Raw genomic sequence first — 19440 nt, 5'->3', positions numbered from 1 at the left:
GGTGCAGCCGTGGATGTCTCGAGCCGCACGCGAGCGCAGGCGGGCGCCAGCCCGTCGAGCATCGTGGGTGGCGCGAGGCGCCGCGGATGTGCCGCAGCAGGCGCGCCGGAATGCTTCAGCGTGCCCCTAGCGCCGCAGCAATAGCTTCGAGCTCCTTCGGGCGCAGCAGGACGAGCAGCTGGCCGGCGGTGCGCTTGGCCTCCAGCGCGACGACGCCGCCCTTCTTGAAGTCCACGCGAGCGCCCGTGAAGTCGTAGACGACCTGCGAGAACGACGGCTCGTGACCGACCACCAGCACGTTGCCCTCGTGGGCGTCGAGCAGCGCGAGCGCGTCGACGCGGCTGAAGCCGTTCGCGAGTGCGTCCTCGCGCACCGGGTCCACGTTCAGCGCCGCGCACGCCAGCGCGGCGGTCTGCCACGCGCGCACCTTGGGGCTCGCGTAACAGGCGTCGAACTCGGCTCCAAGCGCGGCGAGCGCGCGGCCCGCGGCTTCTGACTGGCCGCGACCGCGCGGCGTGAGCTCGCGGTCGTGGTCGGGTTTCGAGTCGTGCGGCACGGCCTCCCCGTGCCGCAGCATCCACAGCTGCGCCGCCATCGCGGCCCAAGAGTACTCAGGCTGCGGCGTAGAGCGCGGCCGGCTCCTCGTAACGCCAGTGGCTGCGCGCCCGGTACGGGTCGTCCGCCGCGTGGCGGCCGTCCGTCAGCTCGGGCGAGTCCTCGATCTGCCACGCCGCGAACGGCGTGCGCAGCGAGAACCCGTCGATCCAGAGGTCGTCGACGGCCAGCATGCGCTTGCCACCGAACGCCCCGTCCAGCCGGACCACGACCATCTCGACGTCACCGCCGTCGAACGGGTAGGTGTCCACGACCTGCCCGACCGGGACCCCGGCCCCGTCACTGACCTGCTGACCCAGCACGCTCCATCGGCTCCAACGCTTCCTCATGGTTTGAGGTATCGGGTCGACCCGGCGCGCGCCGTACCGGGTCGGGACCCTAATAGCTGCGAACCGAAGGACCGGTGTAGGTCGTCCCGCTCGGGGACGTCCACTTCACGCGGTAGTGCTGGCCCTTCTTGCGGGGCGTCTTGAGCGCGTACACGCCGGACGCCGTCGTGTCGATCGTCTTGAGCACCCGCCAGGTCTTGTAACCCGTGATCCGGCGCTCGATCGTCACCTTGCTCACCGCCCGCTGCGGGCGCACGAGCCCCCACAGCACGTCCTGGTTGCCGTACGCCTCGACCGCGAGCGGCAGCCGGAAGCCGTTGAACGCGGGCTTCTCCTTGCCGTCGGCGCTCTTGAGCCCGCTCTCGAACCCGCCGTAGCGGTAGCCGCTCGAGCGCGGCGGGTCGTCGCTCATCAGGTACTGGGAGAACGCGGCGACCCGCGGGTTCACGTAGGCGATGTGCTCGGAGACGGCGAGGTACGCGGCCTGGCGCTCGAGCGAGACGCCGCTGATCTTGTCCGGCTCGGTCTGGATGCCGAACTCGGTCAGGTGGATCGGCAGGTGCTTGGGGAGCGCGCCCGCGCGCGCGGCCTTGTCCAGCGCGGTCACCAGCCGCGGCAGCACGCCGATCGTCACGTCGTCGGCGTTCTGGGGCACCCAGCGCGGCCCCGCGCTCGTCGTGTACGCGTGGTGCGCGTAGCCGCCCGGCTCGAGCTTCCCGCACGACTTGGACTTGCGGTACTTGGAGTCCAGGCACAGCATCCCGCGCAGGAACGCGAGCGGCGCGACGATGTTCGAGTTCCCGCGCGGCGACGTCTCGGCGATCAGCAGCGTGTCCTTCGCGTTGGCCGGCGTCGAGCGCAGCCCCCTCTCCGCCGCCTGGTAGAGCTTGCGGTAGAGCTTCGGCGAGTAGGCCTTGCCGCTCTTGAACTGCGGGCGCAGGAACTGCGGCTGGTTCGGCTCGTTCCAGACCGACCACAGGTTGACGGCGTCGCCGTAGCGGCGGCCGATCGCGGTCGCGAAGGCCCCGAACTCCGCCGGCAGCGGATCGGTGTAGTTGTCGCGCTTGCCCTTGGTCGCCCACCTCGGGACGGGTCCGGTGAGCGTGAGCGTGACATCGATCTTGCGCTCGCGCGCGGCCGCGACCAGGCCGTCGAGGTTGTCCCACTTGTTCGCCGGATAGCTGTCGGGGTTGCTCGCGTCGAAGCCGGCGGGCTTGGTCTTGCTGTCGGGCTCGGGCGCGATGTCGCGCCAGTACACGAGCTGGCGCACGCGCTTGACGCCGAACTGGCTGATCTGATCGAGCGTGGTGGCGCGCGTAGAGCCCGAGAGCAGCTCGCGCGGCGCCTCGAAGGTCGTGACCTGGCGCGAGGAGGCGCCGGCGGGCGGAGCCCACGCGCACAGCGCGATGAGCGGGAACGTCAGGAGAAGTCGTCGCATCAGGGGTGGGGGAGCGCCGACGCAGAGGGAGGAGCGGTCGGCTCTGGTACTTCCAACCCGCTGTATGTGAGCGGGTTGCGGTTTACGCTGCATAAGCGTGACCGCGATCGTTGCTACCCCGGAAGAGGCGAGCGCACTCGATCAACCACCGCTGCTGGTGCTGCGGCCGCTCGAGCGCTTCCTGGACGAACACGGGCTGGGAACGGGAGAGATCACGGCTCAGCCGGTCGGAGACGGGCACTCCAACGTGACGTACCTGGTCGCCCGGCGTGGCGGAGTTTGGGTGCTGCGGCGCCCGCCGCGCCCGCCGCTCCCGCCTTCCGCGCACGACGTCCTGCGCGAGGCACGGCTGTTGCGCGCGCTCGAGCCCACGGCGGTGCGGGTGCCGAAGGTCGTCGCCACCTGCGACGACGAGGCGGTGATCGGCGCGCCGTTCTACGTGATGGAACGCGTGCACGGAACCGTGATCAACGCCACACTCCCCGACGGCGCCACACCGGCCGGCGTGGCGGCCGAGCTCGTGGACGCGCTCGTCGAGGTCCACGCCACGGACTGGCAGGCGTGCGGCCTGGAGGGCTTCGGCAAGCCGACGGGCTACCTGCAACGCCAGGTGCGCCGCTTCACGGGGCTGTGGGAGCACAACGCGACGCGCGAGATCGCGGCGCTGGACGAGGTCACGGCCTGGCTGGGCGAGCAGCTCCCCGAATCCGGGCCCGCGACGATCGTCCACGGCGACTACCGGCTCGGGAACGTGATGTTCACCGGCGGGCGCCTGAGCGCGATCTTCGACTGGGAGCTGGCGACGATCGGCGACCCCCTGGCCGACGTGGGCTACCTGCTCGCGACCTGGGCGCAAGAGGGGGATCCGCAGAGCACGATCGCCTCCCTGACCACCGTCACACGGACCCCCGGCTTCCCCACCCGAGACGCCCTCGTGGCCCGCTACGAGGAGCGCTCCGGGCGGTCGATGCGGGACCTGCGCTGGTACACCACGCTGGCCCTCTGGAAGTCGGCGATCTTCCTGGAAGGAAGCTATAAACGGCGACTCGCCGGCACCACCGAGGACGCGTTCTTCGACCGCCTGAAGGAGGGCGTGCCGGAGATCGCCGAGCGGGCGCGCAGTACCGCCCTGGGCTGAACCGCTACCTCCGTCCAGTGGACGCATGTTCGTCTTTCACTGGAGCGTCCGCGGTGGAACGCTTGACCTCCCGTCAAGGATGGCGGGGGAAGCATTTCGGACAAGGGCAAGGTCGCTCATTCTCCAGGGAACGGGACAGGTGGCGGTGCGCCGTGCGGCGGATCGCTTGGAGGCGACGGCGGCGCGCTCGGGATACCGGCGCCGTCGTCACCTCGATACGTCGCTCCACGCGGAGGCGCTGGTCGCCGCCGCGGCCGAGCGCGCCCGCGCCGGCGAGGATGACGCGCTGCGCCTGCTGTACCTGCTGTACGCGGACAACGTGTTCGGGTACGTCCTCGCGATCGTGCGCGACGAGCACGACGCCGAGGACCTGACGAGCGAGGTCTTCGCACGCCTCCCGCGGGCGCTTTCCCATTACCGGGCGGGCGCCACCCCCTTCGCGGCCTGGCTGTTGCGAGTCGCACGGAACGCTGCGCTCGATCACCTTCGAGCGCAGCGTTCAGTGCCACTGGCCGAGGTGCACGCGACCGGCGCGACGGCCGAGCTGCACGCGACCGAGCGGCTCGACGCGCTCAAGAGCGCGCTGGCCGCGCTGCCCGAGGATCAGCGGCAGGTGATGCTGCTGCGGCTGATCGCCGGCCTCACGCCGGGCGAGGTGGCCGAGCGGCTGGGCCGCTCCATCGACGCCGTCCACGCGCTCCAGCACCGCGCCCGCCGGCGCCTGCGTGACGAGCTCACGCAGTCCGGCTGGGCCCCGACCTCAAACGCGGCGTGAGCCGCGGCCGAAGAAGAGCTTGAGGCCCCGCGTGATCAGCCCGGTGACCCGCGCGTTGTAGGGGAAGAAGTGGAGCTCCCGTTTCAGCGGCAGGCGGTACGTCATCACGGCCTGCTGCCGTGTGTACTTGCGCAGGCCCGCCGGGCCGTGGCGCACGCCCAGGCCCGACGCTTTCCAGCCCCCCATCGGCAGTTCGAGGGCGAGGTAGTTGACCGCGGCGTCGTTGACGCAGACGGCGCCCGCTTCGATCCGGCGGGCGAGCCGCTCGCCTTTGGCGACGTCCTTGGTGAAGACCGCTGCGCCCAGCCCGTAGGGCGAGTCGTTGGCCTGGCGCACCGCCTCGTCGGCGTCCTGGACGCGCATGATGGGCAGCGTCGGGCCGAACGTCTCCTCGCGCATCGCCGTCATCGAGTGGTCGGCGTCCGCGATGATCGTGGGCTGGAAGAACCGGCCCGCGCCGGCGCGGCGATGCCCGCCGGTGAGCACGCGCGCGCCCGCGTCCCGGGCCTGCTGGACGTGCTGCTCGACGATCTCGAGCTGCGGTGGGAACGTCATCGCGCCCACGTCGACCGAGCCCGGACCGTCGGGTGGGCCCTGACGCAGAGCCTTGGTCTTCTCCGTCACCTTGGCCACGAACTGGTCGTAGACGGGAGCCTCCACGTAGACGCGCTCGATCGAGATGCACGTCTGGCCGCCGTTCTGCATCGAGTAGTAGACCGCGGCGTTGGCGGCGCGGTCCAGGTCCGCGTCGGCAAGGACGATCATGGGGTCCTTGCCGCCGAGCTCGAGCGAGACGGGCGTGAGGGTCTGGGCGGCGCGCTCCATGACCTTTCGCCCGGTGCGCGTGGAGCCCGTGAACATCACCATGTCGACGTGGTCGATCAGGACGGCCCCGGTCTCACCGGTGCCGACCGCGACCTGGAAGACCCCCTCAGGAAGGCCACATTCATGCAGTCCACGTTCGAACAAGAGGGACGTCAGCGGCGTCACCTCGGATGGCTTGACGACGACGGCGTTCCCCGCGGCGAGCGCTGGGATGGCGTCCCCGACGCTGTTGACGAGCGGGTAGTTCCAGGGGCCGATCACGCCGACGACGCCGACAGGGCGGTAGCGGACGACCATCCGGCGCCCCAGGACGAGCGGGTTCGTCGTGCGGACTCGTTCATCCGCAAGCCATTTCGGCGCTTTGGCCGGCCAAAAGCCGAGGGCGTTGACGCCGTAGGCGATCTCCACGAGCAGGGCGTCCTCGCGCGCCTTGCCCGTCTCGGCCACGATCGTGTCCGCGACCTCGTCCGCGTGCTGGAGCAGCCACTGCTGCGCCCGCTTTAGGATCTGGCCGCGGCCCGCATAGCCCAGCGCCTCCCAGGCGGGCTGGGCCTGGCGCGCGCGCTCGACGACCGCCGCGACGTCCTCCGGCGGCGTGACCGGCACCTCACGAATGGTGGCGCCGGTCGCCGGGTTCTCGACAGGGATGGTCGCCATGGGCTGAGCCTAGCTCAGCCGCGGACCTGCACCGTGAAGCTCTGCCGGATCATCGGCTCGACATACGGGCGCCTGTGGGCGTTCCTCACAGGACCGCCCACGTGCGTCACCCGCGAGCTACTCGGTGATCGTCAGCTTCTCGATGCGGGCGTCCTCGCGCGGCTTGTCGCCGGGACCCGTCGGCAGGTTCTCGAGCTTGTCGACGACGTCCATGCCGTCCGTCACCTGGCCGAAGTTGGTGTGCTTGCCGTCGAGCCACGGGGTGGCGTCGAGCGTGACGATGAAGAACTGCGAGCCATTGGTGTTCGGGCCGGCGTTGGCCATCGCCAGCGAGCCGCGGACCAGCTTGTGCTGGTTGATCTCGTCCTCGAACGTGTAGCCCGGACCACCGGTGCCGGTGCCCTGCGGGCAGCCGCCCTGGATCATGAAGTCCTTGATGATCCGGTGGAACGAGAGGCCGTCGTAGAAGCCCTTGTTCGCGAGGTCCTTGAAGTTCTGGACCGTCTTCGGAGCATCGGCGTCGAACAGCTCGATCGTGATGTCGCCGTGATTGGTCGACATGGTCGCCACGGACATGGCGGGCCTCCCTAGTTTCGGATTGGCTCCAGCGCGACCTGGTGGCCACGCACGGAGACGACCTCCGGCGCGGAGCCGGCGGGCACTTCGACGAGCGCGAAGCGCTCGAGAATGCGGACGTTGCGGATCGCCTCGCCGTCCAGGCCGCTTGCGGTCAGGCCGGCGATCAGGTCGGCGGCCTCGATGCCCTCGTGGCGGCCGGCGGTCGCGATCAGCTTCGTATAGACGGCGCCGTTCGGGGCGGCCTCGGCGTCGCGCGGCTTCTGGTGGCGGCGCGGGCGCGGCTCGGAGGCGGGCGTCGGCGCGACGCGCGCGCCCTCGGTCCACGGCGCGATCTTCGTCGACGCATGGTTCTCGATCGCCTCGAGGTCGCGCTTCTGGCGCGGCTCGATGAACGTGATCGCGCGGCCGGAGCGGCCGACGCGGCCCGTGCGGCCGATGCGGTGCACGTAGACGTCGGGGGAGGTCGGCACGTCGTAGTTGACGACGTGCGTGACCGTGGAGATGTCCAGGCCGCGGGCGGCGACGTCCGTGGCGACCAGGATCGGCACGCGGCCGCTCTTGAACGCGATCATCACGCCGTCGCGCGAGCCCTGGCTCATGTCGCCGTGCAGCGCGCGCACGTTCATCCCGCGGTTCTTGAGCGTCTGGAAGAGCTGCTCGGTGCGGATCTTGGTGCGCGCGAAGACGATCGCCTGGTCGGGACGCTCGGCCTCGAGCACGCGGGCGAGCGCGTCCGTCTTCTCCTTCGGCTGCGTCTCGAGGTAGAACTGCTCGACCGTGTCGATGGTCAGCGTCGCGGCCTTGACCTTGACGGTGACCGGGTCGTACAGGTGACGCTCGGCCAGGCTGCGGATCTCGTTCGGCATCGTCGCGCTGAAGAGCGCGGTCTGGCGGCTGCCGGGGGCGAGGCTGAGGATCTTCTCGACGTCCTCGAGGAAGCCGAGGTCGAGCATCTCGTCGGCCTCGTCGAGCACGATGTAGCGCGCGGAGTGCAGCACGAGCGAGTGGCGGCTGATGAGGTCCAGCACGCGGCCGACCGTGCCGACCACGACCTGCCCGCCGGCGCGCAACTGCGCCTGCTGGGTGCGGATCGGCGCGCCGCCGAAGACGGCGACGGGGTCGATGCCCTTCTTGGCGCCGTAGGTCCGCAGCGCCTGGGTGACCTGGATGCACAGCTCACGCGTCGGCGTGAGGACGATGGCCTGGACCTCGTCCTCGGACGGGTCCACGAACTCCATCAGCGGCAGCCCGAACGCGGCGGTCTTGCCCGTGCCGGTCTGCGCCTGACCGATCATGTCCCGCCCTTCGAGGAGCGGGGGGATCGCCTGCTCCTGGATCGGGCTGGGAGATTCGTACCCGATCTCTTGGAGGGCCTGCAGGATCGGCTCGGACAGCCCGAGCTCGGCAAAAGTCGTCATTTTCGCTCCAGCAGGCTAGCGGCTACCCTCACGCGCCTTATGTCGCTCACCGTAGTCGGATCCATTGCCTTTGACGCCGTCGAGACCGAGTCGGGCAAGCGCGACCGCCTGCTGGGCGGCGCCGCCGTGCACTTCTCGCTCGCGTCCTCGTTCCTCGCCGAGACCCGCGTCGTCGGGCCCGTCGGCGACGACTTCAGCGAAGAGGAGTACGCCGTGCTGCGCAACCGCGGCGTGGTGACGGACGACATCGAGCACGTGCCGGGCGGCAAGACGTTCTTCTGGGCGGGCCGCTACGAGCGCGACGTCAACATCCGCCACACGCTCCAGACGGACCTGAACGTCTTCGAGTCCTTCGAGCCGAAGCTCTCGCAGGCCTCCAAGGACGCCGACGTCCTGTTCCTGGCCAACATCCAGCCGGACCTGCAGCGGGCCGTGCGCGAGCAGTGCACCGGCGCGCGCTTCGTCGCGCTGGACACGATGAACCTCTGGATCGACATCGCGCGCGAGTCGCTCGTGAAGACGATCGCGGGCGTCGACTGCCTGATCGTCAACGACGGCGAGGCCAAGCAGCTCACCGACGAGCCGAACCTGGTCCGCGCGGCCCGGAAGATCATGGAGATGGGCCCGCGCGTGGTCGTGGTCAAGTTCGGCGAGTACGGCGCGAACATGTACACCAAGGACGGCGTCTTCGGCATCCCCGCGTATCCGACGGCGGACGTCGTGGATCCGACCGGCGCGGGCGACACCTTCGCCGGCGGCTTCGTCGGCTACGTGGCCGCGCACGCCGACGAGGAGATCACGGACGAGCTGCTGCGCCGCGCGATGGCCTACGGCACGGCGCTGGCCTCCTTCAACGTCGAGGCCTTCGGCACCGAGCGCATGCAGACGCTCACGGCCGAGGAGGTCAACGAGCGCGTCGCCGAGCTCCAGCGGGTGACGGTGTTCGACGCCTCGCCCGTGCCGCTGCGCGGGTAGCGCTGCGCCATATCTGACGCGCCCGCTTCCCCGGCGGGCGCATCGGCGTACCATCCACGGGCGAATGGGCTGGGCGATGCTTTACCTGTTCGTCTTCCTCAAGCTGCCGATCGCGGCCGCTTGTTACATCGTCTGGTGGGCGGTCAAGCAGACGACGGACACGGACGACGTCACCAACGACGGCGGGACCCCCGTCCCGCGGCGTCCGCACCCGCATCGTCCGCGCCGGCCGCGGCCCCCGCGCCGCGGCGGACCGGCCTGCGGCGCCCGCCTCACGTCGCCGCCGCGCGTGCGGTCGGTCACCGCGTTCGGGCGCGCCCGAACGCCACATCACTAGTCTTCCCCGCCGTGACCGCGTCCGTCCTCTCCGACGGCACGATCCGCCGTCTCGTCGATGACGGCCAGATCGTCATCAAGCCGTGGAACCCGTCGCTCGTGCAGCCGGCGTCCGTCGATCTGCGCCTGGGCGACTCCTTCCGGGTCTTCAGCAACCACAAGGTCGCGACGATCGACCTGCGTGAGGGCCCCGCCGCGAACCTGACCGAGGAGGTCGTGGTCACGCCGGACGAGGGGTTCGTCATCCACCCCGGCGAGTTCTGCCTCGGGCGCACCGAGGAGTGGGTTGAGCTGCCCGACGACGTGGTCGCGCGGATCGAGGGCAAGTCCTCGCTCGGGCGGCTCGGGCTGATCGTCCACGCCACGGCCGGGTTCATCGACCCGGGCTGGAAGGGCACGCTCACGCTCGAGCTCAACAACCTCACGCGCGTCCCGATCAAGCTCTATCCCGGGTTGCTCATCGCGCAGCTGTCGTTCATGGCTCTGGACAAGCCCGCGGAGGTCCCGTACGGGTCCCCCCAACTGGGCTCGCACTACCAGGGCCAGGAGGCGGCGACCGAGAGCCGCTACATGCGGTAGCTTCCCGCTCGATGCTCGCCACCGTGCTGTTCGCTGCCGAGGTCGCGGAGGAGGAAGTCTCCAAGGCGCCGTTCTACATCTCCGCGGGCGTGCTGGTGACGTTCGCGGTCCTGCTGTCGGTCGTGGGCATCGCCCGCCACGCGACGTTCCCGCCCTCGAAGGTCGTCGGCAACGGGCTCATCCTGCTGACCGTGATCCTCGTCGCGGTCACGGCATACACGTCCGTCATCACGGGGTAACCGACCCCAAGAGTCGGCGCCCGCCACAATGGGGGTCAGAGACTTAACCCTCCCCTCGAAGAGGAGCCTCATGGGAACCGAGGAGCAGACTGAAACCGGTGGTGTGGCGACGGCGTCGGACACGCTGACGATCACGGACAACCGTACGGGCAAGACCTACGAGGTCCCGGTCGAGGATGGAACCATCCGCGCGACCGCCTTACGGAACATCAAGGTCAACGAGAGCGACTTCGGGGTCATGTCCTACGACCCCGCGTTCATGAACACCGCGTCGTGTCGCAGCGCGATCACGTATCTGGACGGCGAGGCCGGCGTCCTGGAGTACCGCGGATATCCGATCGAGCAGCTGGCCGAGCACTCCACGTATCTGGAAGTCGCTTATCTGCTCGTGCACGGCGAGCTGCCCAACCAGAAGCAGCTCGACGAGTGGACGCACCGCATCACGACGCACACGTTCGTCCACGAGAACGTACGCAGCTTCATGCAGGGCTTCCGCTACGACGCGCACCCGATGGGGATGCTGCTGGCGTCGGTCGGCGCGCTCTCGACGTTCTATCCCGACGCCAACCAGATCAAGGATGAGGAGACGCGCTACCTCCAGATCATCCGCCTGATCGCGAAGATGCCGACGCTCGCGGCGTTCGCCTACCGCCACAACATGGGCCAGCCCTACGTCTATCCGGACAACGAGCTGCGCTACCCCGGCAACTTCCTCTCGATGCTGTTCAAGATGACCGAGCTCAAGTACGAGCCCGATCCCCGGCTCGAGCGGGCGCTGGACATCCTCTTCATCCTGCACGCCGACCACGAGCAGAACTGCTCCACGAGCGCGGTGCGCGCCGTCGGCTCCTCGCAGGTCGACCCGTACTCCGCGGTGGCCGCGGGCGTGGCCGCGCTGTACGGCCCGCTGCACGGCGGCGCCAACGAGCAGGTCCTGCGCATGCTGCGCCGGATCGAGAAGAAGGAGAACATCGCCGACTTCATGCAGGGCGTCAAGGACGGCAAGGAGCGCCTGATGGGCTTCGGCCACCGGGTCTACAAGAACTACGACCCGCGCGCGAAGATCATCAAGAAGGCCTGCGACGACGTCTTCGAGGTCACCGGCGTGAACCCGCTGCTGGAGATCGCCATCGAGCTCGAGAAGATCGCGCTCGAGGACGAGTACTTCGTCAAGCGCAAGCTGTACCCGAACGTCGACTTCTACTCCGGCCTCATCTACGAGGCGCTGCACATGCCCGTCGGCATGTTCACCGTCCTGTTCGCGATCCCGCGCACGAGCGGCTGGATCGCGCAGTGGCTGGAGATGATCGACGACTCCGAGCAGAAGATCGCCCGTCCGCGGCAGATCTACACGGGCGAGCGCGGCCGGGATTACAAGCCGGTCTCAGAGCGTTAAGCCCTAAGACGGCGGCTACCCCCACTTGACGGGGAGGGGAGCTGAGTTGTTTGATGCAACTCATGCTCCTCACCCTCCCCGCGCTGACGGTCCTCATCCGGCCGATCACGCCTGAGGACAAGCCGCTGCTCTCCGCCGGTCTCCGGATGCTGTCCCCGGAGACCGCCATGCGGCGCTTCCTCTCCCCCAAGGTCTCCTTCAGCGCGGCCGAGCTGCGCTACCTGACCGAGGTCGACCAGGTCGACCACGTCGCCCTGGTCGCCGTCGACGCGCTGCACGGCGGGCTGGTCGCGGTCGCGCGCAGCGTGCGCGTCTCCGAGGACACCGCCGAGCTGGCGATCGTGGTCGGTGACCCATGGCAGCGCATGGGCCTGGGCCGCCGGATGATCGAGCTGCTCGCCGAGCGCGCGAACGTGGACAAGTTCTCGGGCACCATGCTCGCCACCAACCGCGGCGCGGTGAAGCTCCTGCGCGGCTTCGGCACCCACGTCGACCGCGACGTGATCGAGGGCGGTGTGCGCGAGATCGTCGTCCAGCTGCCCTCAAGGGCGATGGCGGGTGCGCCGATGGTCTGACGGTGAGGTCTGTCTCAGCGCTGCTCGTCGACGTCCCAGCGAGTCACGCGGCGCAGATCGCCCGCGTGCTGCCGGAGCTGCGCACGGTGCCGGTGACGGGCGAGGAGGCGCTGAGCGCCGCGCTCGCGCGGCGCGGCTGGGACGCCGTGCTGCACGGCGGCGACGCGCCGCACGCCAAGGCGCTCGCGCTCGTCCGGCTCGTCGACCCGCACCTGCCGTTCATCGTCGTCTCGCCGCTGCAGCGTGCCCACGGTGTGCCGAGCGTGTCGTCGCTCACCCAGCTCGGACCGGTGCTGACGCGCGAGCTCGAGGGCGCGCGCATGCGCCGCCGCGTCGGCGGCGCCCACCGCCTGCTCGCGGCGCAGCAGGCGATCGCCGACCACCTGGCGGCCGGCCTGGAGCCCGTGACGCTCTGTGAGCGCGTCCTGACGACGCTCGGTGAGGCGCTCGGCTGGGCCGCCGGCGCCGTCTGGCGTCCCGACGAGGACATGCTGCGGTGCGTCGTCGCGTGGCACGCGGCCGACTCGCGCACCGCCGTCGCCGCGTTGGTCGACGGCGTTCGCGGCGAGACCTACGCCGCCGGCCAGAGCCTCCCGGGCCGCGTGTGGGCGTTCCGCCGCCCGATCTGGGCCGCGGGTTCGGACGCCGCGCTGCGCGCCGGGCTGGTGACCGCGGCCGCGTTCCCGATCACCGACGGAGACGAGTGCGTCGGCGTGATCGAGCTGTTCGCGACGGACGCGCGCGAGCCGAGCGGGGAGGCGGCGGCGATGTTCGCGACGATCGGCGGGCAGCTCGGCGCGTATCTGACCCGGCGGCGCCGGCGCGCGTTCGACGCGGCGGGCGCGCTGATCGTGGCGGTGGACGCGGCGGGGTGCGTGGAGATGGCCAACGGCACGGCGTGCGCGATGCTCGGGCGCAGCGAGGCCGAGCTGCTGGGCCGGCCGTTGCCCTCGATCGCGGGGGTCAGCTGGCGGTGGTCGGAAAGCCGTGACGCCGACGGCCGACGGCTGGGCGCGGTCGGCTGGGGCGAGCGTGCACGGCTCGTCGCCGCCAGCGCCTGGTGACGGCGTGTGACCTCACGACTACGCTTGAAGACATGCACCGCCTCGCGCTGGCCGTGATCGCCGCGCTCGCCTTCGCGGCCTGCGGCTCGGACGAACCCACCACCCCCGCGACCGGAGGTGGCAGCGACGAGCTCGCCAGCCTCGTCGTGACCGTCGATTCCGACGGCGACGGCGCGGAGGCCCCGAAGGAGCTCGAGGTCAGCTGCAAGCAGCCGACGGACAGCGACGCCTGCGGCGCCGCCGCCGGGATCTCCGCCGCGGACCTGAGACCGACCGCGGACGACGTCGCGTGCACGCAGCAGTTCGGCGGCCCGGAGACGGCGACGATCAAGGGCGCGATCCGGGGCGAGCCCGTCGATGCGAGCTTCGCGCGCTCGGACGGGTGCGAGATCTCGCGCTGGGAGAAGGTCGCCCCGCTGCTCGACCAGGTGAAGTGAGCTACCGGGTCACGGTCCGGCGTGGTCCGAAGGTCAGCCACCAGGACTACGAGACGCTCAATCAGGCGCTCGCGGCGATCGAGCGCGAGGCGCGCGGCGACCGCCGGCCCGTGAACGCGCTCGGGCGCACGTACGAGCCGGGCCAGCTGGTGGCCGCGCGGATCGAGCTCAAGGGCGCGAAGCACCCCGCGGGCGTGGACGTGCGCGGGGACGGGTCGCTCGTGGCCTGGACCGGCCGGCTGCGGCGCAAGGCGCTCGAGGGCGAAGACGCCCTGCAGGCGCTCCGTCAGAGCGTCAGCGTCGACCCGTAGCGCTTCAGCCAGGCCGAGTGCTCGCGCCAGCGCGGCGAGCGGGAGGCCAGCAGCGCCCAGAAGCGCGGCGAGTGGTCCATGACCTCGAGGTGGGCGACCTCGTGCTCGACGACGTAGTCGAGGATCTCCGGCGGCGCCAGCAGCAGGCGCCAGTTGAACGACATCGCGCCCGAGCTCGAGCAGGACGCCCAGCGCGTCTTCTGCCCGCGGATCGTGAGCCCGTTGTAGCGCGAGCCCGCCCGCGCGCAAGCGGCGTCCAGCCGCGGGATCACCTCGACGCGGGCGCGGCGCCGGTACCAGCGCTCGAGCGCCTCGCGCGCGTCTTCCCCCTCCGGGATCAGCAGCCGGTCGCCGACCCGGCGGACCTGGGTGCGCCCGCGCTCGGGGACGAGCGTCAACGTCTCCCCGAGGTAGGGCACGGTGCCGGGCGCGCGGCCGACCTCGCGCGCCGCGGCGGCGACCGCCTGGCGGCGGCGCGCGATCCACGGGGCGAGCTCGCGGACGGCCTGCTCGGCGTGCCGCTCGGGTGAGCGCGCCGGAAGCACGACCTCGATCTCGCCGTTGTTGTCCACGCTGACCCGGATCCGGCGGGCTCGCTGGGAGCGGCGGATGCGATAGGGCTGCGCGGACACGGCGGCGAAGAGCCTAGAGCGCCTGGCGGCGTACCCTCCCAGGCGCTGATGGCGCAATCCCGCGTTCCTCTCCCGCCCGGTGTGCGCGAGCCGTTCACGGTCTACGTGAATGGGGTGCGTCAGGAGCTGGGGCGGGATTACCGGGTCTCGGAAGGCCGGCTGGTGTTCGAGAAGGAGCTGGTCAAGGAGGCGCGGCTCGGCTTCTGGCGGTGGTTCTTAGGCGCATGGGGTATCGGTACCTATGGGCGCAACGACCAGGTGGATGTCGCGTGGGACGTGGATGGTCAACCGCGTGTCGCGCACGCCCTCGACATCGAACCCAGCGCACCGAAAACCGGCCCCTAGAAGGTGGCTCTCATGCTGCCTGCAGGAGCCGCCGATGACTCCCCCGGATGGCCCGCTTCGACAAGCCCGACACTCGCGTACACGACGCTCTGAAGCGCATCGGCCCGCTGCCGGTGCTCGGCGGGACCGTGGCCCGCATCCGCACGCTGGCCAACGACCCGCACGGCACGACCAGCGACCTCGTGCAGGTGATCGAGTCCGATGAGGCGTTCAGCGCGAACCTGCTCCGGTACGCGAACTCGGCCGCCTACATGCGCGCCATCCGCGCGCGCACGATCCGCCAGGCCGTGACGCTGCTCGGGCGCCGCGCGCTCGTGCGAATCGCCCTCGAGGCCGAGACCTACCGCTTCCTGGAGCGCTTCCCCGGCGGCGCGCACCTCAGCCGCGGCCAGTTGCACGTGCACGCCGTCACCGTCGCGGCCTACTCAGCCACCACGGCCGACCTGCGCGGCGCGCACACCGACACCGCACACCTCGCCGGCCTGCTGCACGACGTCGGCAAGCTGCTGATGCCCGCGGCGTTCGGTGTCCAGCCGCTCGAGGACATCGCCGCCGAGGCGCCGTTCGGCGTTCCCCGCGCGGAGCTCGAGCGCAGGATCCTCGGCCTCGACCACGCGCAGGCGGGCTCGCTGCTCGTCGGCCTGAGCGAGCCCGACGATGACGTCACCCGCGCGATCGCCTACCACCACGGCGGCCCGACCGGGCTCGCGGTCCCGTCCGACGAGACCGCGTGCGTGATCGTCGGCGACGTGCTCGCGCACATGGTCACCGGGGGCGAGCCCGACCGCGAGCTGCTCGCGATCGCGCTCGATCGCCTCGGCGCCACAGCGGACCTCCTCGACGAGGTGGCCGAGAAGGCCGGCGTCGCCGCCACCGGCGCGTCGGGCGACCTCGCCGAGGCCGTCGGCCGGCTCGAGGCCGTCGCGCACACCGACGACCTCACGGGCCTCCACAACCGCCGCTCCTGGATCGAGACGGTCCGCCGCGACCTCGCCACCGGCACCGAGGGCGCGCTGCTGATCTGCGACGTCGACGGCTTCAAGCACGTCAACGACACCCACGGCCACCGCGCCGGCGACCTCGTCCTGACCGAGGTGGCGCGCGTGCTCGCCCGCCACGGGGTCGCGGGCCGGCTCGGCGGCGACGAGTTCGGCGTCTGGGTGCGTGCGGGCGAGGTCGCGGGCCGCCAGGCGGCGGACGCGATCATGCAGGATGTCGCCAACACGCTCCCGGTCGAGCTGGTAACGGGCGAGAACCCGCTCGGGATCACGGTCGGGCTCGCCTCGGCCCCGCAAGGCGGCGCTGAGGTGATGGAGCTGATCGAGGCCGCGGACCGCGAGCTCTACGCCGCCAAGCCCGGCGGCCGCCGCTCTACGCGCTGACCGGGCGCCGCCACGGCGCCAGGCAGCGCAGCGCGCTGAGGATCGCGCGCGTGGAGGGCGAGCGGTTGAGCGTGTAGAAGTGGATGCCGGGCGCGCCGTTGGCCAGCAGGTCGGCGCACTGCATCGTCGCGTAGGCCACGCCGAAGTCCGCCGCCGCCTCCGGCTGGTCCGTGCGCAGCTCGAGCTCGCGCAGCAGGCCGGGCGGGATCGACGCGCCGCACATCTCCGTGAAGCGCTTGACCTGGCTGACGTTCGTGATCGGCATGATGCCCGGGATGATCGGGACGTCGATGCCGGCGTCGCGCGCGCGGGCCACGAAGTCGTAGTAGAGCTGGTTGTCGAAGAACAGCTGCGTGATCAAGAAGCGCGCGCCCGCTTCGACCTTCTCCCGCGTGTAGCGCAAGTCGGACTCGGCCGACTCCGCCGCCAGGTGGACCTCCGGGAAGCAGGCCGCGCCGACCGCGAAGTCGTAGTCCGCGCGGATCAGCTCGATCAGCTCGCGCGAGTAGTTCAGGCCGCCCTCGGCCGCGACCCAGTTCTTGGCGTCCACGCCCGCCGGCGGGTCGCCGCGCAGCGCGAGCACGTTCTCGATCCCGGCCTCGCGCATGCGGTCGAGCGTCGCGCGCAGCTCGTCCACGTGCGCGCCGACGCACGTGAAGTGCGCCATCGCCTCCAGGCCGTGGTCGGCCTTGATGCGCGAGACGATGTCGATCGTCTTGCCCTTCTGCGCCGGCGTGCCGCCCGCGCCGTAGGTGACCGAGACGAACGTCGGATCGAGCCGGGCGAGCTCGGCGAGCGCGGCGTTCAGGTTCGCCTCGCCGTCCTCGGTCTTGGGCGGGAAGAACTCGAACGAGAAGGCCGGTTCGGTCCCGCTCGCGATCCGTTCGTCGATGCGCATCGGGCCGAGTCTACGAGGCGAGCTCCCAGTGCTGCACGGGATCTGCACCATCGTTGAGGACCTCCCCCAAGCGCTGGAGGTGCACCAACCAGGCGCGCGTCATCGTCATCAGCCAGCTCGCCATCAGCTCGTTGAACGCCTCGCCGTAGACCGTGCGCGCGACCTCGTAGGCGCTCTTCGGGCCGTCCGCGAGCGCGGCGCGGGTCGCGTCCACGCGCCGGCGGACCTCGGCGCGGTTGGCGTCGATATGGGCCTGGATGTCCGTGAACGGGCGGGCGTGGCCGGCGAGGGCGAGCCGCGCGTCCAGGCGCTCGACGACGGTCAGCGACTCGAGGAACTCCCCCACCGGATCGGGCGTGTAGCCGACGTCGAAGTACTGCGACACGCGGCCGAGCAGATGATCGCCCGTGATCAGCAGGCGCTGCTCGGGCTGATGCAGGCACACGTGCGAAGGCGCGTGGCCGGGCGTCTCGATCACGTTCCAGGTGCCGGCGTCGGTGTCGACCGTCACGCCGGGAACGAGGTCCTTGTCGGCGTACAGCTCGCCCGCCTGGCCCGTGCCCATCCCGCGGCGCGCCTCGGCCCAGCGCCGCAGCGGCCCCTCCGGGACGCCCGACAGCAGCGCGATCTCGATCGTCTTGTCCAGGTCGTCGGGCGCGTGCAACCGCCACTTCGGGTGCATCCACACCTCGCAGCGGGCGCGCCGGGCGAGCGGCGGCGCCTGGCCGCAGTGGTCGATGTGGGCGTGCGTGATGACGATCAGGTCGATGTCGCGCACGCTGTGGCCGGTGCGGTCGAGCGCCTGCTCGAGGTGGCCCATCGTGCCGCGGTCGTGCAGGCCGGTGTCCACGAGCACGAGGCCGCGGCCGGCCTTCAAGGCCCAGGCGTTGACGTGGGGGACGCCAGGGAGGTCGAGCGGGAGCCGCAGCCGCCAGACGCCCGGCAGCACGCGTTCCCCCCGGCCCACCTCACGCGGTCGAGTCGGCTTGCGCACCGCAGAGACGCTACCGTCGAGGCGATGGCGAAGAAGGCCCGCCTGAAGGCGCCCGAGTTCTCCTACAGCGACGCGAACGGCTCCGCCCTGGTGCTGCGCGGGTCGATGACGCCCGCCACGCGGCTGCAGTACGCGGAGGTCGTCAGCGGGAACATCCTCAGCCAGGAGGACGCCTGGCACCGCTCCGTCGAGTTCCTGTTCGAGCGCCTCGTCGTGCGCTGGGAGATCGCCGGCACGCCCCCGATCACCAAGCAGAAGGAGCTGCTGGCCCGCTACCGCTTCGCCTCCCAGGACGAGCGCGTGTGGATCCGCGGCGTGCTGCGCGAGCACCTGGCCGAGCACTTCCCGGAGATGCAGGCACCATGAACCACGTCGACGGCTTCGCCCGCCTGCTGACCGACTACTGCCTCGAGGTACAGCCCGGGCAGCAGATCCTGGTCCAGTCCTCGACGCTCGCCGCGCCGCTGCTGCTGGCGCTCCAGCGGGAGATCCTCGAGCGGGACGCGTGGCCACTGATCCGGGCGTCGCTGCCCGGCGCGGACGAGGTGTTCTGGAATGCCGCACGCGACCTGCACCTCGACGGCTTCCCGACCGCCGAGCTGGCCGAGGCCGAGGAGATCGACGCGTCGCTGCGCATCCAGGCCACCGACAACGCGAACGCGCTGGCGGGCGTCGACCCGGCGCGCCTGTCCCGCGCGGCGCGCTCGCGGGCGCCCCTGCGCGAGGTCGCGCTGGCCCGCCGCTGGGCGATCACGCTGTGGCCGACGGCCGCCGCCGCGCAGCAGGCCGGCATGGGCACGCGCGAGTTCGAGGACTTCGTCACCCGCGCGCTGTTCCTGGACCATGACGATCCGCCCGCGGCCTGGGGCGAGCTGCGCGCGTTCCAGGCGGCGTTGATCGAGCGGCTCACGCCCAAGCGCGAGATCCACATCCAGGCCGAGGGCACCAACCTGCGCCTGACCGTGGACGGGCGCACCTGGATCAACTCCGACGGCAAGCGCAACATGCCCTCGGGCGAGGTCTTCACGGGGCCGCACGAGACGTCCGCCGAGGGCGTGATCCGGTTCACGATCCCGACCTCCCCGCGCGGCGTGGTCGTCGAGGACGTGACGCTGGAGTTCCACGCGGGCCGGGTCGTGCGCGCCCACGCCGAGCGCGGCAACGACTACCTGCAGGCGACGCTGGCGACCGACGAGGGCGCGCGCTACCTGGGCGAGCTCGGCATCGGCACCAACTTCGGCATCGACCGCCCGATCGGCGCGATCCTGTTCGACGAGAAGATCGGCGGCACCGTGCACCTCGCGCTCGGCCGCTCCTATCCCGAGACGGGCGGCACCAACGACTCGGTCGTCCACTGGGACCTGATCTGCGACCTGCGCGAGGGCGGAACGCTGAGCGCCGACGGCGAGACGATCCTCGCCGACGGCGCGTTCACCTAGCTGTCCTGCCTCTAGAGGTTGTGAACGCGGCTGATAGGCGGTCGGTTGCCGATCGCTGAGTGCG

At 71.0% G+C, this 19440-nt stretch carries 24 protein-coding genes; 15 read left to right on the top strand and 9 right to left on the bottom strand.

Going from position 1 to position 19440, the window contains the following annotated elements; genetic code table 11:
* Nucleotides 1–115 precede the first annotated feature (115 nt).
* Genes OJ962_RS05500 through OJ962_RS05490 form a run of 3 tightly spaced genes read right to left on the bottom strand, consistent with a single transcriptional unit; the run spans nt 116 to nt 2382 of the window.
* Nucleotides 116–595 carry a SixA phosphatase family protein gene (locus OJ962_RS05500; protein ID WP_202956114.1) on the bottom strand — a complete coding sequence of 160 codons (480 nt, stop codon included), beginning with the start codon at nt 593–595 and terminating at the stop codon, nt 116–118.
* Between the two features lie 16 nt (nt 596–611).
* The gene (locus OJ962_RS05495) at nt 612–944 is read right to left on the bottom strand and encodes a hypothetical protein (protein ID WP_202956113.1); all 333 of its coding nucleotides are present in this window, start codon (nt 942–944) and stop codon (nt 612–614) included.
* A gap of 49 nt (nt 945–993) precedes the next feature.
* Nucleotides 994–2382, bottom strand: a complete 1389-nt coding sequence (locus tag OJ962_RS05490; RefSeq protein ID WP_202956112.1) for a cellulase family glycosylhydrolase — start codon at nt 2380–2382, stop codon at nt 994–996.
* Between the two features lie 97 nt (nt 2383–2479).
* Between OJ962_RS05490 and OJ962_RS05485 the strand changes: the two genes are divergently transcribed.
* Nucleotides 2480–3520, top strand: a complete 1041-nt coding sequence (locus OJ962_RS05485) for a phosphotransferase family protein (protein WP_202956111.1) — start codon at nt 2480–2482, stop codon at nt 3518–3520.
* A gap of 139 nt (nt 3521–3659) precedes the next feature.
* Nucleotides 3660–4295, top strand: coding sequence for an RNA polymerase sigma factor (locus OJ962_RS05480; RefSeq protein WP_202956110.1), 636 nt, complete (start codon nt 3660–3662; stop codon nt 4293–4295).
* On the opposite strand, the gene OJ962_RS05475 is transcribed toward OJ962_RS05480, so the two are convergent.
* The 3 genes from OJ962_RS05475 to OJ962_RS05465 form a co-directional block, all read right to left on the bottom strand.
* Entirely contained in the window at nt 4281–5777 is a 1497-nt protein-coding gene (locus tag OJ962_RS05475; RefSeq protein ID WP_202956109.1) for an aldehyde dehydrogenase family protein, read from the bottom strand. The genes OJ962_RS05480 and OJ962_RS05475 overlap by 15 nt on opposite strands.
* A 117-nt stretch (nt 5778–5894) precedes the next feature.
* Nucleotides 5895–6353 carry a peptidylprolyl isomerase gene (locus OJ962_RS05470; RefSeq protein WP_202956108.1) on the bottom strand — a complete coding sequence of 153 codons (459 nt, stop codon included), beginning with the start codon at nt 6351–6353 and terminating at the stop codon, nt 5895–5897.
* A gap of 11 nt (nt 6354–6364) precedes the next feature.
* Nucleotides 6365–7774: a DEAD/DEAH box helicase gene (locus OJ962_RS05465; RefSeq protein WP_202956107.1), complete on the bottom strand. Its 1410-nt coding sequence runs from the start codon at nt 7772–7774 to the stop codon at nt 6365–6367.
* Nucleotides 7775–7813: 39 nt separating this feature from the next.
* Between OJ962_RS05465 and OJ962_RS05460 the strand changes: the two genes are divergently transcribed.
* From OJ962_RS05460 to OJ962_RS05420, 9 genes are all read left to right on the top strand, one after another.
* Entirely contained in the window at nt 7814–8749 is a 936-nt protein-coding gene (locus OJ962_RS05460; protein ID WP_202956106.1) for a PfkB family carbohydrate kinase, read from the top strand.
* 64 nt (nt 8750–8813) lie between these two features.
* On the top strand, nt 8814–9086 hold the full coding sequence (locus OJ962_RS05455; protein ID WP_202956105.1) for a hypothetical protein: 273 nt from the start codon (nt 8814–8816) through the stop codon (nt 9084–9086).
* Between the two features lie 11 nt (nt 9087–9097).
* On the top strand, nt 9098–9664 hold the full coding sequence (gene dcd, locus OJ962_RS05450) for a dCTP deaminase (protein ID WP_202956104.1): 567 nt from the start codon (nt 9098–9100) through the stop codon (nt 9662–9664).
* Between the two features lie 11 nt (nt 9665–9675).
* Entirely contained in the window at nt 9676–9903 is a 228-nt protein-coding gene (locus tag OJ962_RS05445) for a hypothetical protein (protein ID WP_202956103.1), read from the top strand.
* 70 nt (nt 9904–9973) lie between these two features.
* Nucleotides 9974–11299, top strand: a complete 1326-nt coding sequence (locus OJ962_RS05440) for a citrate synthase (protein ID WP_202956102.1) — start codon at nt 9974–9976, stop codon at nt 11297–11299.
* A 62-nt stretch (nt 11300–11361) separates the two neighbouring features.
* Nucleotides 11362–11874, top strand: coding sequence for a GNAT family N-acetyltransferase (locus tag OJ962_RS05435; RefSeq protein WP_270006226.1), 513 nt, complete (start codon nt 11362–11364; stop codon nt 11872–11874).
* Nucleotides 11875–11876: 2 nt separating this feature from the next.
* Complete coding sequence (locus OJ962_RS05430; protein ID WP_202956100.1) at nt 11877–12938, top strand: GAF domain-containing protein; 1062 nt, start codon at nt 11877–11879, stop codon at nt 12936–12938.
* A 32-nt stretch (nt 12939–12970) separates the two neighbouring features.
* Nucleotides 12971–13375 carry a hypothetical protein gene (locus tag OJ962_RS05425; protein ID WP_202956099.1) on the top strand — a complete coding sequence of 135 codons (405 nt, stop codon included), beginning with the start codon at nt 12971–12973 and terminating at the stop codon, nt 13373–13375.
* Nucleotides 13372–13686 (top strand): hypothetical protein, encoded by a 315-nt coding sequence (locus OJ962_RS05420; protein ID WP_202956098.1) that lies wholly within the window; start codon nt 13372–13374, stop codon nt 13684–13686. The genes OJ962_RS05425 and OJ962_RS05420 overlap by 4 nt, the downstream gene beginning before the upstream one ends.
* Here OJ962_RS05420 and OJ962_RS05415 read toward each other — a convergent pair.
* Nucleotides 13662–14318 carry a M48 family metallopeptidase gene (locus OJ962_RS05415; protein WP_202956097.1) on the bottom strand — a complete coding sequence of 219 codons (657 nt, stop codon included), beginning with the start codon at nt 14316–14318 and terminating at the stop codon, nt 13662–13664. The genes OJ962_RS05420 and OJ962_RS05415 overlap by 25 nt on opposite strands.
* Before the next feature lie 48 nt (nt 14319–14366).
* On the opposite strand from OJ962_RS05415, the gene OJ962_RS05410 reads away from it, so the two are divergent.
* Both OJ962_RS05410 and OJ962_RS05405 read left to right on the top strand, forming a co-directional pair.
* Nucleotides 14367–14663, top strand: coding sequence for a hypothetical protein (locus OJ962_RS05410; protein ID WP_202956096.1), 297 nt, complete (start codon nt 14367–14369; stop codon nt 14661–14663).
* Nucleotides 14664–14710: 47 nt separating this feature from the next.
* Complete coding sequence (locus OJ962_RS05405) at nt 14711–16045, top strand: GGDEF domain-containing protein (protein ID WP_202956095.1); 1335 nt, start codon at nt 14711–14713, stop codon at nt 16043–16045.
* Here the strand turns inward: OJ962_RS05405 and metF are convergent.
* The gene (gene metF / locus OJ962_RS05400) at nt 16035–16943 is read right to left on the bottom strand and encodes a methylenetetrahydrofolate reductase [NAD(P)H] (protein WP_202956094.1); all 909 of its coding nucleotides are present in this window, start codon (nt 16941–16943) and stop codon (nt 16035–16037) included. The genes OJ962_RS05405 and metF overlap by 11 nt on opposite strands.
* Nucleotides 16944–16953: 10 nt before the next feature.
* Nucleotides 16954–17937: an MBL fold metallo-hydrolase gene (locus OJ962_RS05395; protein ID WP_202956093.1), complete on the bottom strand. Its 984-nt coding sequence runs from the start codon at nt 17935–17937 to the stop codon at nt 16954–16956.
* Nucleotides 17938–17961: 24 nt separating this feature from the next.
* On the opposite strand from OJ962_RS05395, the gene OJ962_RS05390 reads away from it, so the two are divergent.
* Nucleotides 17962–18303 carry a hypothetical protein gene (locus OJ962_RS05390; RefSeq protein WP_202956092.1) on the top strand — a complete coding sequence of 114 codons (342 nt, stop codon included), beginning with the start codon at nt 17962–17964 and terminating at the stop codon, nt 18301–18303.
* Entirely contained in the window at nt 18300–19376 is a 1077-nt protein-coding gene (locus OJ962_RS05385) for an aminopeptidase (protein ID WP_202956091.1), read from the top strand. Before OJ962_RS05390 ends, OJ962_RS05385 begins: the two co-directional genes overlap by 4 nt.
* Nucleotides 19377–19440 lie beyond the last annotated feature (64 nt).

The organism is Solirubrobacter deserti (assembly GCF_027587175.1).
GTDB classification, from domain to species: Bacteria; Actinomycetota; Thermoleophilia; order Solirubrobacterales; family Solirubrobacteraceae; genus Solirubrobacter; species Solirubrobacter deserti.
The sequence above is the reverse complement of the archived record's forward strand: the minus strand, read 5'-3'. Positions and strand labels throughout refer to the sequence as shown.